Below are 15,682 nucleotides of genomic sequence, written 5' to 3'. Positions count from 1 at the left end.
GGTGTTTTAGAATGAAGTTTATCCATACCGCAGACTGGCATCTTGGTAATACAATGCATGATATTGATCGCACGCGAGAAACGGGTGCGTTTTTAGAATGGCTGAAAGCCGAAATTGAAACGATTGGTGCACAGGCGCTTGTTATTGCGGGTGATATTTTCGATGTGGTAAATCCTTCGAATATTGCAAAGACGCAGTATTATAAATTTTTAGCTTCACTCCTTACGACAAGGTGCTCCAATGTTATTGTGGTGGGGGGTAATCACGATTCGGGAACGCTGCTTGATGCACCTGCGGGGATTCTTGATGCTTTGAATATCAGAGTCATCGGTTCTGTCAATAATCGTAAAGTTGATGATTTGGTTATTGAATTGAAAGATGGTGAAGGTCATGTTATCGGTATCTGTTGCGCCGTGCCGTTCATGCGCAATTTGGAACTGGAACAGTTTTATAAAGGTGCCAGTTCAGACGAAGATTTGTTAAAGCGCCTTTATGCAGATGTGTATAGCCATGCTGTTGAATTGCGCGGTAATCGTAACATTCCTATTATAGCAACAGGCCATTTGTATGCGGCCAATCTTTCTGGTCGCGATGCTGAAGTTGCTGAAAAAAACGGTGCTGTAGAAAATACGTTTGTAAGCGAAAGTGACGAAATGCTCGAAACTTCTGTGGATGATGGAGTTCGAGAAGTTGTAGGTACGCTTGGAAATGTGGATGTTACTACGTTCCCGAGTGAACTTGATTATGTTGCTTTAGGGCATATTCACTACACATCGATGGTTGCAAAAAATCCGAAAGTGCGTTATTCCGGTTCTCCGTTCGTGATGGGCTTCGATGAAGCGAATTGCAAACGCTATGTGCTTACTGTTGATGTTGCTCAAGGTATGGTTCCTGTTGTCGAAAAAATAGAAGTCCCGAAAGCGGTTCGCTTTGAACAGTTCAAAGGCGATATCGAAACGCTCAAGTTGAAATTGCGCAACTTGGAAAAAGAACTTGTTGCCAAGCCGATGGAAACCTATGTCGATTTGCTTTTGACATCGGGTGATTTTGTGAGCTTGAATGACGCCCTGGAAGCCGAAGAATCGGGCAAGCATTTTGTGGTCAAGCGTCATCGCATTTCGCGAGATGTTTTACGCGGTGTAAAAGGCTTTGATGATTGTGTGGAGTCAACAAAACAGTACACGAAAGAAGACTACTTTAGAATGTTGATTGCCACGAATCTTCAAGAAAATGACGAATCCGAAGAAGTAAAAAATCAGTACGATAAGTTCATTAGTTTGTTTAACGAAGCGGTAAGCAAGGCGCACGAAGCATAGGGGTGTACGATGAAAATTAAGAAAATTGAATTTTGCAATATTAACTCCCTTGCTCACGAATGGACGATTGATTTTGAGTCCCCGGATTTTGCAAAAAGCGGTATGTTTTGCATTTCGGGTCCGACCGGTTCTGGAAAGACTTCTATCCTTGATGCTATTTGCCTTGGTTTGTATGGCAAAACGCCTCGTTTGGGAGCCATTGTGGGCGAATCCAATGAGGTGATGACTTATGGTGCCAAGAATTGCTATGCAAAGGTGTTTTTTGAATGTGGCAATACTATTTATTCTGCCCGTTGGGAACAACACCGTTCTGCAAGAACGAATAAACTTCAAAAGTATTCTTGGGTGCTGACGAACGAGACCGCACAAACGGTAGAATGTTCGTTCTCGAAACAGTCTGAAATTGAAGCTACAATGACTCGCGTGATTGGTCTTGATTTTGGCCAATTTACAAAGTCGATGATGCTTGCGCAGGGCGAATTTAATAAGTTCTTGAAGTGTAATGAAAATGAACGCGCCGCGATTCTCGAAAAGCTTACGGGCGATGGTATCTATAGAAAAATTGCAGTGGCTGTTCATGATTTGTATGCAAGCGCCGATAAAGCTGTCGAAGATGTTGAACGTAAAATGGGTGATGTGAGTTTATTGAGCGAAGAAGAACTCACGGATTTGAATACGAAAATTTCTGCGGCGGAATTGCAAAAGCAAACGCTTGCAAAAGATGCAGAACGTCTCCTTTATATTTGCACATGGTTTGAAAATCTGCATGGCTTTGAAAAACTTTTGTCGGATGCAAAAATACAGCTTGAAAATGCGGAATGTGCAAAAGCAGAATTTGAACCGAATCGCAATAAGTTAGAACGCGCTTTGCGTGCTCAAGAAGTAGAATCGTCTTTTGTCGAATTTAATTCTGTACGTGAAAATCTTGCACGCGTTGAATCGCAACTTGTAGAAAATAAGGGAAAGCTTCCGGCTGCTGTATCTGATCTTGAACAGGCTTCTGTGAAAAATCGCGAAGCACAGGCTGCTTTTGAAAAGTGCAAAGCGGATTACTCTGCAAATGAAAAGGTGTGGGAACAAGTTTCGTCGCTAGATGTTGATATTCGAAATGCTCGAGGTCAACTCCAAAATGCAAACGATTCTGTTGCAAAGTCTGTGGCCGAATCCGAGGACGCTCAAAAGAAAATTAGTGAAGCGGATAAACGGATTTCTGATAATGAACAGGCTTTGGAAAAAGTTACGAAGTACATTGCAGAAAATTCGAAAGATGAATTGATTGATGGACAAATTTCGCTTTTGAAATCGCAGATTGCAGAATGGAAATCTGAAAGCGAAAATGTATCTGATGAAATCCAGAAACTTGAAAATCTTAAAAAATCCCTGCAAAATTTTGATACTGATTTTGAAAAGCAGAAAAGGGAATTGCAAATATTGCAGGAGTATTTGACGGAACATCAAGGTGATGCGGAACTTGTAAATATACTTCCTGAAATGAATCGCCTTGCAGATGATGCGGAACGTCAGCGAAAGGAACTTGAACGTTTGCAAGGCGAAATAGATGCAAAACAAAAACAACTTGATAATGTAAAGGCGGAGAGTGCTCAGTCTTTTGAAAAAATATCGTCTTTGCAAAAAGAGAAAGAAAGGATTATTCAGGACGATATTCCTGTTGTTGTTGCAGAATTGCGTCATCACTTAAAGTCAGGCGAGCCTTGCCCTGTCTGTGGCTCTCGAGAGCACGTTTCTTGTGAAAATGCCGAAAAGGTTGAAAATGAAGCTGACCGCTTGAATGATTTTGCAGATAAATTGCGCAAAATCAATGGTGAAATGGAACAGGTCCAGCGTGCGCTCGATGGCTTTGCAACGCAGCAGAAATATTTTGAAGAAGTGCTTGATGAATGTCTGCGCAAAAAGAACGAAAGCGCGGATGAAGAGGCGCGTTCGCTTGAACAATTGAATGTCAAACTCGAACCGTGGAAGTTGTCGGCATCAATTGAAACAGCACGCGAAATTCTACAAAAGGTTTCTGAACTGAAGAATGTTTATCTGCAGAAAAAAGAAAAGTTCGAATCTTTGCAGAACGAAGTAAATCAAGCTGCAGTAAATCGTGCAAATATTGTTAGCGAAGCAAATGCCGTAGAAGAATCGCTTAAAAAGTCTCAATCCAAATTGCAGAAAATTTCTCAGGATGTTGAAACTGCTTTTGCAGAATGGTTTTCGAATGTCCGCATGGAAGATATTGACACTTTGGTTGCTGAGTTGGAAAAGAAAAATTCTTGGTGGAAAAAAGCGCAGGAGAAAAAGGTCAAAGTTGAGAATGATTTGAATATGGACCATTCTGCTAAAGTCCAACATCAAGACAATTTTGCTCGCGCAAAGGTGCGGTTGGAAGAAGCTTCTGCCAAGCAAAATGAAATTCAGCAAAATCTGAATACGCTTGATGCAAAACGCAAGGAAATTTTTGGCGAGAAATCAGTTGAAGTAGAACGTAATAAGGCGCGAACTTTACGCGAGTCTGCAGAAGCCTTGGCCAGTGAATCGCTCCGTAAAGAACAGCAAATGCGTGAAGCTAAAATTGCGCTAGACAATTCTATTGTGGAATTGGAACGTCGTATTGCTGATGCAAAACAGAAACTTGCACAAACGCAAACACTGTTCCTTGAAAACCTATCGTCAAAATCCTTTGCGGATGAACAAGAGTTTATTGCTGCAAAACTTCCCGAAGCCGAACGCAAGTCGCTTCAGCAAATACAAAAGAATGTTGAAGATAATTTAACAACTGCACAGACTTCGGTCAAGAATTTTAATGATCAGCTCGCAAAACATCTAGAGAAGCGTAACTTCGAAGAATCCGAAGATTTGGCAAAGCACAATAGCGAATCGGCTAAGGCTAAACTGAATGAGTGCACTGTAAATCTTGCCACTTGGGCTGCGCAAAAGGAAAATGACGCTCAGCTTCGTCAAAAGTTCAATGACATGCAGGCGGAACTTGCAAAACTCAAGTCGAAACGCGCTGACTGGGAACAGATGCAACGCTGGTTTAACGGCAATAGGCTTGATACGGGCAATGGCGATGTATTTGTTCGCTTTATCCAGACGATTACGCTGCGTAATTTGCTGAAAATTGCAAATAGCTATCTGCGCGATATGTTCCCGCGTTATGAAATGATTACTGAACCGAATACGCTTAATATCCAGCTTGTCGATCATGACAACAGCGATGCTGTGCGCCCGATTGACAATATTTCTGGTGGCGAAGGATTCCTTGTAAGTCTCTCGCTTGCGCTTGGAATCTCGACGCTTGCAAGCAGAAATGTGCGCATTGATTCGATGTTTCTCGATGAAGGCTTTGGAACGCTTGATTCCAAGATGCTCCAGGAGACGGTCATTGTGCTTCAGAAAATGCAGCAGGAAAAAGGCAAACTTCTAGGAGTCATCACGCATGTGGATTTGGTCAAGAGCGAACTTCCTACGCATATAGAAGTTACTCCGTGCGGTGGCCGTAGCGTCCTCAGTGGTGCTGGCGTCAAGTGCTAAAGCGTTGTGCTCGAAAAAATTAGCTATAATAATATTATTGGATTTATCAGGGGCGTATCATGAATTTTAAAGGTCTAATAAAAGGCGCATGGTCGAATGGAATCGCCAAGAAACTTTTGATTTTGCTGGGCTTGTCGCTGATTATTTTTGTTGCCGGTGTGATGCTTGGCTCTTGGGTGCTTGGCGAAAAGTCACTTGGCTGGAAGGGCTTTTTATCAGGCTATGTTGTTTTTGCGGTGCTGTTTATCAGCGTCATGATTAATGTTTTCAAGAATACGTCGGAATCGATGCGTGAAGGCAAAAAGCATGTCGATGTTCGCGGTCATGTGCTTGTGCTTGGCGCGGGTCACCAGCTCAAAAGTATTCTGCGGGCACTTAAAGGCGATAAGCGTCCGATTGTTGTCATGAGCCGCCGCGATATTGATGGCCATTTTATCCATTATAAAAAAGATTACGAAAGCGAAGAAGATTTGCTTTATGCGGGTGCGCTTCTGGCCGATATGATTCTTGTGATTGGCGAAGATGGCCCGGAACGTGATTCCCGTAACTTGCATTGCATTGAGGTGTTGCGCACCATTAGCGAAAAGGCGATGCGCGATATCCATTGCCATTTGCTTTTGTGCGAACCTTCGACTTCGGAAGTGCTGTGGTACTTGAAGGCGCCGGAACAGAATAAAGGTCATTTGCTGGTCGACGTATTTAATGAATACGAATTCATGTCGGAACAGTTGCTTGTCGGAACGGATTTTTTGCCGACCATCCGCGAAGCTGAAAATGAACGTTTGCATGTGGTGCTGATTGGCACGGGCCCCATTGCTCAGGCGGTTGCTTTTGCTGTTGCAAACGTGTGCCATTATCCTAATTTTAAACGAACAAATTTAAAAACGTGCATAACCTTTGTCGATGAAGATTGTGAAAAGTGGGTAGACCGTCTAGTTGTTTCTCGCATGGGACTTTTTAGACTTTCGAAGTACACCTATGTCGATGCGAATGGTAACAAAGTTACTCACGACCCAGAAACAACGCGAGGCGATTATCTCGATGTTGAATGGAACTTTGTAGATGCTTACTGTGAAGCGGATTTGGCGCGTAATTTTATTGCTGCTGTAGCGGCAAGCCCCAAGGAACGTCTCGTGGTATGCATTTGTAAGGAAGATGCCTCCAAGGCAATTTCAACGCTTGTGCATTTGCCGCGTGCTGTTTACGACAATGCCGACATTGCTGTTTATTGGCGTGAAGCCAATGACGATATCATCAAGCATATCAATGAAAGCGGAATGTATGGCTATGTGCGCATCATGGGTGACATTGACGAAATGAAGGAGTTTGTACATTCTAGACGTGTCGAACATGGGCAGCGTGCTAATTATGTTCGCGAACGCCATCTGAATCCTGATACTCGCGATACCGAAGAAAAAATGTGGTATCGCTTGAGTGAGGCCGATAAGACTTCTGCTATTTATTGTGCAAACGCTTTGCCACTTCGCAAACGCTGCTTTGAAATCACGGATGACGATTCCCTATTACGCGATGCTGAACATCGCCGTTGGATGATGTCCATGCTTTTGATGGGGTATCGCTCTGGTCCGACCGACGAAAGAACATTTACTCGTCACGATATCATTCCTTTTGATCGCTTGCCAGAAGACATGAAGATGAAGGATTCTTATATCCTTGAAAATGCTGAATACATTATGAACGGATAATATTTTGAAAGGCTAAAAATGAAAAAAGGTTGCTTGTTATTCTTGGTTATCGTTATCGCGATTCCTGTCGCGTATCTTTTGGTGTCGCATCATTCTAAAAAAGTTGAAATTCAAAAAGAAATTGATTCTGTAGAGACTGTTTTTGAAAATGCAGAAAAAGAGGAACAAAGTATTCCTCAAAAGCGTGATGATAAACCGCTTGATCTCGAAAAGACAATTCGCTTGTTCCATATTTTGAACGATGGCTATTTGACGACCGAGAGCATGTTTGAGTATTTGCAATTTTTGGCAACTCAAGATTACAGCGGAATCCCGGATGAAGTCCTTGAAGCAGAAAAGAAACTGCTCCCGTTGTACAAGGGAATCCGGTCGGCAGAATATGATTTGAACGAAACGCAAAAGAAACGTTATTGGAACGCCATAAAAAAATCTGTAGATCTTAAGAATGTGACATCTCCGATTGCTCAAATTGCTGCAACGGGAGGATTTGATCCTACTGCATTTTTATCGCTTGCAACGGTAGGTGTATCTTCGGGTGCAAATTTTTATAACGAGATTTTGAAGAATGATGAAATAGAAAAGAGCGCCAAAAAAGCGCTGGAAGAAAATAAAGATGCGTATTTGAATTACTTGAGTGAATACTCTGTACTTTATTTGAAGTATTTGGCGATGTGGAATGAAATGTGCTTGTTGCGTGACAAGGCTTATCTTGCAATTAACAATGGCGACATTGATGGTGCGCTTGAACCGCTCAATGCCGTGTTGCAGAAGTATCCTACCGATTCAGAATCGCAGTTGCTTAAATCTTTTTGCTTGCTTTATAAAGCAGAAAAGGGCCTAGACGTTTCCGGTGATGTGCATAATGCGGATAACGCCCGCGACATTCTGAACCAATACATAAAGGAACATCCTGATAAAGCTGCACCGGCTTTACTTTTGCTTGGTACTTATTACACGCTGCAAGGCGATAACGCGAAAGCTGCTACTTTGTTTGACCAGTCTTCTGTAGAATATCCTCGTGAAGCGGAAAAATTATTGGATATGTACAATTCCTACAATTACCGCAATTATATTCTGAAGTCTAAAGAAGGCCATGTCGTGTTGAAACATTACAAGTCCATGATGGAAGGCTTTGGATTCTATTCGCCGAACTTCCAAAAGGCAATGGTCGCCTACAATAAAGAAAATTACGCCGCTGCCAAAGAAGAAATTTTAAAGCACTTTTTCCGTCGTGGAAATCAGGAAGTGTATGATTACTTGATTTCTGACATGAAGTTTGTCGAACAGTATATGCCCAAAATCTTGGACATGATTTTCGAGGAACATTCTTTCTTGGATTTGCAAACGTACAATCCGACACTTTCGTTCTCGGATAAACTTGCTATTGAAATTGAAAACCGCTCCGATAAGCGCCTTTCCAATGTCCGCCTGTTTATTTGCTTGCACCTGACCGATATGTATGCCGATGATTATTTGGTCAAAAAGATGGAAACAACAATCAATAACATCGAACCTTATTCTAAGGCAAATTTCGGAAAACTCCAATTGAATTACGAATTGTATGGAAAGCAAAAGAACAGCGTTGAAGATATTGTTTCTGCAAGAGCGATTATCATGACGGATAGCTTGATTATCTGGGTCGATGAAGACAAAATTAAGCGCACGAATATTTCGAAAAAGATGGGCGGTAAGCGCTTTAGCAAGGCAACGCTCTTTCAGTTGACTACGGGCTGTTCTTACGAAATGAAAGAAAAAGAAGGTCTGTTGAGTAGTGTTGTTGGTTCAAAGAAAATGGTATTCCATTTCCCGAGATCCTTGGTGGCGCTAAATCCGTTCTTCTCGTTCGGTGAACTGAATAGCAAAGATGCGGTGCTTGCGTCGTCGGTTGTTTTAAATGGCGAAAACATTGATGTCTCTTTTGAAAAGCAATCCTCTTTTGCATCGAAGACCGTTCCGCTTTTTATAAGCACTCTTGAAGGTAAAGGTTATTTCAATATCACTTTCGATGCCGATGGAAATATCACCAAGATGTCTTCGCTTAAATATTAATGGCATGGTACTGCGCGGCAATATCGCGTTTTCGCCTTTTATTTTCTCTGTTTTCTATAACGAAAAAGTCCCGCCAATGAGCGGGACTTTTTCAAACTGTGATGTTTATCCGTAAAGAAGAATTACTGGATGCGGATGTTCACGCGGCGGTATTCTTCTCTAGAACCGTACTTGAACTTCTTGAACATGCGCTTGCCATACCACTTAGCAGTGATCTTGGATGCCGGAATGTACTTGGCAATTTCTGCCTTGACTGTCTCGGCACGGCGCTGAGAAAGTTCATCGTTGTAAGCAACTCCGCCGAGATCGCAGGTGTAGCCTTCAACGAGAATGGAGGCTTCCATGTTGGTCTTTGCGAACTTCGGTGCAAGTTCAGCGATGATGGCGCGGCCTTCGCTGCTGAGTTCTGCGCTAGCAAGTTCAAAGAGGCTGCTGACGTTCGGGAATTCGATTGCAGAAGCCTGACCATTTTCGACCTTGGCAAATGCGTCGTTGAGGAATGCTTCAACTTCGCCACGGGTGGTCAAGTATACCTGAGAGTTGTTCTTGATGGCTGCAAACTTGGAGAAGTCAAACGGAGCCGGCTGTTCTGGTTCCGGTGCCGGAGCTTCGACCTTTGCGGGTTCGGGCTGCTTGACTGGAGCTGGCTTTTCAGATTTCTTATCACCGCAGGCTACGAGCACTGCGAGGGAGAGGGCTACCGGAAGAAAACGACCAATTGTTTTTACCAAATTCATTATGAAACCTCCGATTGAAATATGGTATGATTCCTTTGGATTAGCTTTTCTAATATAAGTAAAAAAAGCAAATAAGGAAAAATTTTTTTATATGTACAAAAAAAATTCGCCTTTTCAGACGAATTTTTGTATGAAATTTGCGCATTTTGCATGAAAAATGCGGTTTAAGTCATTATTTCAGTTTCCATTCGAGCGTTTGTCCGGCGGCAAGCGGCACAACTCCGTTCACGATTGTAGGAACTGTCCAAGATTCTTTGACAACCTTGATTTGCTTTGTTGTGCGCGGTAGACCGTAAAAGTCGGCGCCGAATCCCGCGATGAAATTCGGGAGTTTGTCGAGAGCGCCTGCGCGGTCAAATTCCTGTACCAAGAGCGGGATGGCGACTGGGGCGCTATAGACCCCGGCGGCTCCGCACGGACATTCCTTTTTGCCCTGCTGGTGGGGTGCGGAATCGGTGCCGAGGAAGAATTTGGGATTCCCGCTGAAGGCAGCTTCGCGGATGGCCTTGCGGTCTTCGGGGCGTTTGGGTAGCGGCTTGCAGAAGTGGTGCGGGCGAAGTGCATCGCCGACGATATCGTCCAAGGTCATCATCAAGTGATGTACCGTGAATGTGGCGGCAACATTTGCGGGGAGGCGCTTGACGGCTTCGACAGACTTTGCACTGCTCAAGTGCTCGAATACAATGCGGAGTTTCGGGAACTTTTCGGCAAGCGTTTCGACGCGCTTGATGAATGCGGGTTCGCGGTCAAGGCAGAATTCACCTGGTTCTTCGCCGTGAACGCAAAGAACGAGTCCGAGTTTTTCCATCATTGCGACAACGGGGAATACGGCTTCAAAATCGCTGATACCGTCGGCACTGTTGGTAGTGACTCCTGCGGGGTAGTATTTGCCGGCGACAACACCTATGGCCATCATGTCTTTCAAGTCCTGTTCCGTGTAGTTCGGGTTCAGCTTGAATGTCATGAGCGGTTCGAAATCCGGGCGCACAGGGGCTGCGGCTTCGAGAATTTGCTTTTTGTAATCTGCAATTGCCGCTGCGCTTGTCATGGCGGGGACGGTGTTCGGCATAATGATGGCGCGGCCAAACTGGCTTACGAGATCACGGACATAACCGGGCATCAGTTCGCCCTGGCGCAAATGCGCATGGAAATCGTCTGGTAAAGGAAGGGTAAGTTCGGTGTTGTTTGTAGTCGAAGAATTCATTTGGTTTCTCTAAAAAATGTCCGTTCTGAAATCTGAATTCAGAACTAAACATTGGATTGAAGGTCGCGGAACTGGTCTTTGGAAATTTCGCTATCCGAGTGGAGCCAGTAATCAAAAGAGTGCGGTTCGGTAAGCTTTTTCTTGTGCAAAAATACGAGGTTGCAATCCAGTTCCTTCGCAATTGTAAGGTCGTGCGTGACGATGATGATGGACGTCTTGAACATGGTTCGCATGTTGTCGATCAACGGCATGAGATTTCTGCGGTTGTAGTTGTCGAGCCCTGCGGTCGGTTCGTCCATAAGAAGGAGCTTCGGGTCTCTCACCCAGGATCTAGCAATGGCGACACGTTTTTGCATGCCTACGCTGAGTTCGTGCGGGAACATGGTCGCAAAATTACGGACACGCATCAAGTCCATTGCCATGTTGACTTTCTTGTTGATTTCGGCCTCGGTTCCTATTTTGTGGTAACGGAGCGGGAGGGCGATATTATCTATGACTCTCAGGTTTGAAATCAGCGCTGCGTTCTGGAGTACGTAACCCACTTGACGTTTTGCCACTTCAAGTGCTGTGAGGCGTTCTGCCGGAATGTATTCGCCAAAGTAATAGATGTGCCCTTTGAGTGGACGTGCGAGCCCTGCAATCAGACGAAGAATAGCGCTTTTCCCTTTTCCGGAAGGGCCGCCAATACAAATCGTTTCGCCCAGTTTCAAGGTAAGGTTTGCCCCTGCAATGAGCGATTGGTCTTCGTTACTTTCGCTAGCCCTTATATTTTCAAAATATTTTACTGCGCTTGGTACCGAGAATGGCGTTCCCGACATTTCGCTTGTCGAGAGGTACACATCTTCAAGTTTCAAGGCTTCGTCTAACATATTCTAGATGATCGTTGAAAGGTTTTGCATGTAAGTAGAAAGGAAATACATCAAGAATACGACGTCAGCAAGAACGATGTAGAGGAAGGATGTAATGACCGAACGGGAGGTTGCCTTCGGAACCTGTCGGATATCACGCTTAATGTTCAATGCCTGGTAGCAAGCGTTGGTCGTGATGATGATTCCAAAGACGAAAGGCTTTAAGATGACAAAGACAAAGTCCGATAAGGTCAGTGCCTTTAAGATTTCATTGGATAGGTAACTCCAGGTAATCTGCAAGTCTGACGCATTTATGTTGATCATCTGCAATTTGGATGTAAAACCGGTAACAAAGATAAGCCCCTTCGTGACGAGGAATCCGGCTCCAATGGCGCTTGTGCAAAAGATGATGTTCATGATGACGGTTGCTATGGCACCGCCGATAACGCTTGGCATCACAAGGTAACGGATGGGGTTTATGCCCATGGTGGCAAGGGCGTCGACTTCGGAATCAATAACCATGCTGCCGATGTAGGTGGTAAGCGAGGAACCGGTACGGCCTGCAATCAGGAACGCCGTGATAATCGGGCTCATTTCGCGGATGATAACCACCACCATGAGGTCCCCGACGATGTCCGAAAAACCCACCCTGCCCATAAGGGAGATCACGTAGATAATGACGATTGTTCCAAACAACGTAGCTACGGTAAAGAGCGGGACGAATATCTCGACGCCGGTAAAGAACGTCTGCATAATGATATTGCGAGAATCGCTCTTGAAGTTGTGGCTTTTGTCGAAGAGAGATGCAACTGTACGAAAAAACAAGGCGATGAGTTGCCCGATTTTCCGTTTCAAGATGAATATCCCGAGCGTGTGGAACAAACGCCCGATGGGAGTCATCTTTTGCCAGTTTTTAAGTTGCTTCTCTTGCATCACTGTGAATTGCTTCTAGAATTTCCGTCCAGAGTTCGTCAAGTCCAAATTTTTTCAGAGCACTTACGCAAAGTGGCTTGTGGTCCAGATCCAGTCGCTGCTGGATGTCCTTGAGCCCTTTGGCAAGTTCTGATTGGTTCACCTTGTCACGCTTGCTTGCGACAATCAAGACGGGGCAACCTGTTGCACGGATGCTTTCGACGGTTTCGATGTCGATAGGTGTCCCTCCGTGGCGGATGTCTACGAGGTAGATGAGCCCTTTGAGGTCCTTGCACTTTTCGACGTATTCACGAATAAAGTCGGACATCTGGTCGCGCTTTGCATTGTTGACTTTGGCGAACCCTACACCTGGTAAATCTACAAGAAAAAATTCGTCATTGACTTTAAAAAAATTAATTTCACGCGTTTTTCCGGGGGTAGAGCTCACTTTCACGAGTTTTTTTTGCCCCATGAGTGCATTCATGAGCGAAGACTTGCCCACGTTGGAGCGTCCGAGGAAAGCGATTTGCGGGAGGCGGTCTTGGGGGAGACCCTTGAGGTTCACTGCGGCCTTGACAAACGTTGCCGAGCGGATGGTGTAGCCACCCACTTCTACGGGAGCCTGGTGAATGTTTTCTTTTGTACTCATAAGGAAACTCTCCCTTCGAATGCGCGAAGCATGGTAACTTCGTCGATGAATTCTAGGTCACTGCCCATCGGAATTCCACGGGCGAGGCGGGTACGCTTGACGTTTACGCCGTCGAGCATGCGGTCAATCATGAGGGCTGTGCTATCGGCTTCGGGGCTGGAGCCCAAGGCAAGAACGAGTTCTTCGATGTTTTCTTGCTTGATGCGTTCCACGAGCTGTGGCAGGTGGAGTGCTTCGGGGCCGATGCCGTCGAGCGGGGAAATCACGCCGCCGAGGACAAAGTAAAGACCTTTGTGAACAGACGAACGTTCAAATGGTAAAATATCGGAATTCTTTTCGACAACGCAAATAGACTTGGCGCCTTCGCGGGCCCTGCAGGTGGGGCAGATTTCTTCATCTGTGAATGCATGGCAACGTGGGCACGGGTGAACTTTTTCGGCGGCTTGCATTAAGCTGTCGGCAAAGCGTTCGACATCGCTCTTGCGGCGCGAGAGCATGTGGTAGGCGAGGCGGCGAGCCGTCTTTAAGCCGATTCCCGGGAGGGAAGCGAATTCTGAAATCAGGTTTTCCAGACTTTGTGGTTCAACGTTCATGAGCGTGTGTCCAAATGCGCGTACAGCATGATCGTCAGCCATTCCTGAGTGTGCTTCATGCCTACCCAGGCGATGGCGCCTTTGACGCTTTCGATGACAGGTTTGTTGCGTACGTCGGAATTGACGAACTGCAAAAGGTTCGCTGAAATGTCCGGGTGCTTGTCGAATTCATCGCAGAGGACTTCGAGTGTCGGGCGCGTGCGCAATAGCTTGATGATTTCAAGGATGGCCGCCGAGGTGGCGTCTATCTTTTGGCCTGTTACGATTTCGGGTTTTGCAAAATAGAATCCCTGGAAGTAATCGTAGCCAATATCTTTGCAGCGTTTGTATGTCGGTTCGTCTTCAACTTTTTCGGCGAGCAACTTGATGTTTTTTGCTTTGAAAAACTGTGCCGCCCTGGCGATGTCTTCGGATGAATTGTCGACGAGGTCCATCTTGACGTAAGAGACGTGTCCGAACAACGGTTCGAAACGGCGAATGTATTCGTCGTTCATGATAAAGTCGTCGAGCGCAAGTTCGAAGCCGAGCGACTTGTGACGCTGAATGGCTTGGATGAGTGTCTCGTCTACTGTAACGTCTTCAAGAATTTCGAGAACGAATCGGTCGGGGTTTAAAAGCCCGAACAAGTTGTCGAGAAGAATCTCGCGACTGCAGTTGATGAACGCCTTGCTTTCACCGACGAGGCGTGTAAGCCCGATGCTGTTCAAGATGTTCTCGAGCACCTGGGCGGTCGCCTGCAAGTCGCTTGCGATTATTGCGGTATCGCTACTTGGCGAGTCGCGGAAAAGCAACTCGTACGCGAAGATTTTGCCCTCGCGGTCAAGAATCGGTTGACGTGCCAAGTAAGCGAGAGATTGCATTTAGATACGTGCGCTTTCGATGCCGAACAGGAGGATGCTCCTTGCGCCTGCGTCCCAGAGCTTGTCCATGATGGCGTTGGCTTCTTCGCGCGGCACCATGGCCTTCACGGAGTACCATTCGCGACCGTGGAGCTTCGTCACTGTCGGGGCGTCGAGACCCGGAGTCATTTCGCAAGCCTTCGAGAGAAGTTCGGAGGGACAGTCGTACTCGATCATCATGTACGTCTGGGCGACGAGCTTGCCCTGGATGCGGCGGATGAGCGTGTTGACTTCTTCGAGTTCGGTCTTCTGCGGGTTGCAGAAAATGGCAGCGTTAGAGCGGAAGAGCGGTTCGCCGATAATACGGAGGCCGGCCTGCTTGAGCGTCGTACCCGTTTCGACAACGTCTACGATGGCGTTTGCAACACCGAGGCTCACGGAAATTTCGACAGCGCCTTCAAGCACCACAAAGTCCATCTTCTTCTTGTAGTAGCTTTCCACGATGTTCGGGAAGCTTGTTGCGATTGTTGCATCCTTGAGGTCAGCGAGGCTCTGGATCGGGCTTTCGTTTGGGACTGCAGCGCAGAGCTTGGAAGCGCCAAACGGGAGGTCCAAAACCTTCACTGCCGGGCTCTTCGCTTCGGCGTTGAAGTCGATGCCCGTGATGCCAGCGTCGATGATGCCGCGACCCACGTACATCGGGATGTCGCTCGGACGGAGGAAGAAGAATTCGATACCGTTCTTGGAATCGATCTGGGTCAAAGTCTTGTAGGGCTTGGATGCCTTGTAACCGCAGGCCTTGAGGAGTTCCTGGGTCGGTTCAAAGAGCATGCCCTTGTTGGGGAGAGCTACCTTAATCATAGTTTAGCGTACACTTCTTCGAGGGTGAGACCTTTTTCTGCCATCATGACGGCAACATAGTAGAGCACTTGAGAAAGTTCGAGGCACTGAGCGTCGCGCGATTCAAAGCGAGCGGCCATCCAGCTTTCGGCAGCTTCTTCGACGAGCTTCTTGCCGATGCCGTGCGGACCCTTCTTGAAGAGTTCCGTGGTGCCCTTGCCTTCCGGCATGTCTTTCTTGCGCTGGCAGGCCAGTGCGTACATTTCTTCAAACGTCATAATTAGACCTCTTTAGTTTTACAAGCCCAAAGATAAAAATTTAGGAGTTGCTTGTGTCGATGCTTTTAGTGAAAATGATGAGAATATCGTTGATTTGTCATGCCCGCTGATGTGTGGGCTTCTCCTTTTGATGAATTTAATTTTATATTCATTACTATGAGTTGGTATGTACGT

General features: G+C 45.9%; 13 protein-coding genes. 4 read left to right on the top strand and 9 right to left on the bottom strand.

The genetic code is table 11. The features are described 5' to 3' along the window. Nucleotides 1-11: 11 nt before the first annotated feature. From sbcD to BUA34_RS11025, 4 genes are read left to right on the top strand one after another with little or no spacing between them, the layout of a single operon-like run. Nucleotides 12-1,316: an exonuclease subunit SbcD gene (sbcD, locus tag BUA34_RS11040; protein WP_072829523.1), complete on the top strand. Its 1,305-nt coding sequence runs from the start codon at nucleotides 12-14 to the stop codon at nucleotides 1,314-1,316. A gap of 9 nt (nucleotides 1,317-1,325) precedes the next feature. Beyond that, entirely contained in the window at nucleotides 1,326-4,853 is a 3,528-nt protein-coding gene (locus BUA34_RS11035) for an AAA family ATPase (RefSeq protein ID WP_072829521.1), read from the top strand. Nucleotides 4,854-4,912: 59 nt separating this feature from the next. Further along, entirely contained in the window at nucleotides 4,913-6,559 is a 1,647-nt protein-coding gene (locus BUA34_RS11030; RefSeq protein WP_072829519.1) for a potassium channel family protein, read from the top strand. 18 nt (nucleotides 6,560-6,577) lie between these two features. Next, nucleotides 6,578-8,608, top strand: a complete 2,031-nt coding sequence (locus BUA34_RS11025) for a hypothetical protein (RefSeq protein WP_072829517.1) — start codon at nucleotides 6,578-6,580, stop codon at nucleotides 8,606-8,608. A 122-nt stretch (nucleotides 8,609-8,730) separates the two neighbouring features. Here BUA34_RS11025 and BUA34_RS11020 read toward each other — a convergent pair whose 3' ends face one another. The 9 genes from BUA34_RS11020 to hisE form a co-directional block, all read right to left on the bottom strand. Further along, nucleotides 8,731-9,345, bottom strand: a complete 615-nt coding sequence (locus tag BUA34_RS11020) for an OmpA family protein (RefSeq protein ID WP_072829515.1) — start codon at nucleotides 9,343-9,345, stop codon at nucleotides 8,731-8,733. 172 nt (nucleotides 9,346-9,517) lie between these two features. After that, nucleotides 9,518-10,549 (bottom strand): dihydroorotase, encoded by a 1,032-nt coding sequence (gene pyrC, locus BUA34_RS11015; protein WP_072829513.1) that lies wholly within the window; start codon nucleotides 10,547-10,549, stop codon nucleotides 9,518-9,520. Between the two features lie 44 nt (nucleotides 10,550-10,593). Further along, nucleotides 10,594-11,418 (bottom strand): ABC transporter ATP-binding protein, encoded by an 825-nt coding sequence (locus tag BUA34_RS11010; protein ID WP_072829511.1) that lies wholly within the window; start codon nucleotides 11,416-11,418, stop codon nucleotides 10,594-10,596. Between the two features lie 3 nt (nucleotides 11,419-11,421). Next, nucleotides 11,422-12,330: an MlaE family ABC transporter permease gene (locus BUA34_RS11005; RefSeq protein ID WP_083579775.1), complete on the bottom strand. Its 909-nt coding sequence runs from the start codon at nucleotides 12,328-12,330 to the stop codon at nucleotides 11,422-11,424. Continuing rightward, a complete protein-coding gene (gene yihA / locus BUA34_RS11000) occupies nucleotides 12,311-12,958 on the bottom strand; it encodes a ribosome biogenesis GTP-binding protein YihA/YsxC (RefSeq protein ID WP_072829509.1) in 648 nt (215 codons plus the stop codon). Before yihA ends, BUA34_RS11005 begins: the two co-directional genes overlap by 20 nt. Beyond that, nucleotides 12,955-13,593 carry a recombination mediator RecR gene (recR, locus tag BUA34_RS10995; protein WP_254794437.1) on the bottom strand — a complete coding sequence of 213 codons (639 nt, stop codon included), beginning with the start codon at nucleotides 13,591-13,593 and terminating at the stop codon, nucleotides 12,955-12,957. The genes yihA and recR overlap by 4 nt, the downstream gene beginning before the upstream one ends. Beyond that, the gene (locus BUA34_RS10990; RefSeq protein WP_072829505.1) at nucleotides 13,548-14,411 is read right to left on the bottom strand and encodes an EAL and HDOD domain-containing protein; all 864 of its coding nucleotides are present in this window, start codon (nucleotides 14,409-14,411) and stop codon (nucleotides 13,548-13,550) included. The genes recR and BUA34_RS10990 overlap by 46 nt, the downstream gene beginning before the upstream one ends. Beyond that, on the bottom strand, nucleotides 14,412-15,251 hold the full coding sequence (hisG, locus tag BUA34_RS10985; protein WP_014545871.1) for an ATP phosphoribosyltransferase: 840 nt from the start codon (nucleotides 15,249-15,251) through the stop codon (nucleotides 14,412-14,414). Further along, the gene (hisE, locus tag BUA34_RS10980; protein ID WP_014545870.1) at nucleotides 15,248-15,508 is read right to left on the bottom strand and encodes a phosphoribosyl-ATP diphosphatase; all 261 of its coding nucleotides are present in this window, start codon (nucleotides 15,506-15,508) and stop codon (nucleotides 15,248-15,250) included. The genes hisG and hisE overlap by 4 nt, the downstream gene beginning before the upstream one ends. Nucleotides 15,509-15,682: the final 174 nt, after the last annotated feature.

The organism is Fibrobacter sp. UWB12 (genome assembly GCF_900142485.1).
Lineage (GTDB): Bacteria > Fibrobacterota > Fibrobacteria > Fibrobacterales > Fibrobacteraceae > Fibrobacter.
Note: the sequence above shows the minus strand (reverse complement) of the source record. Positions and strands in the feature narration are given on the sequence as shown.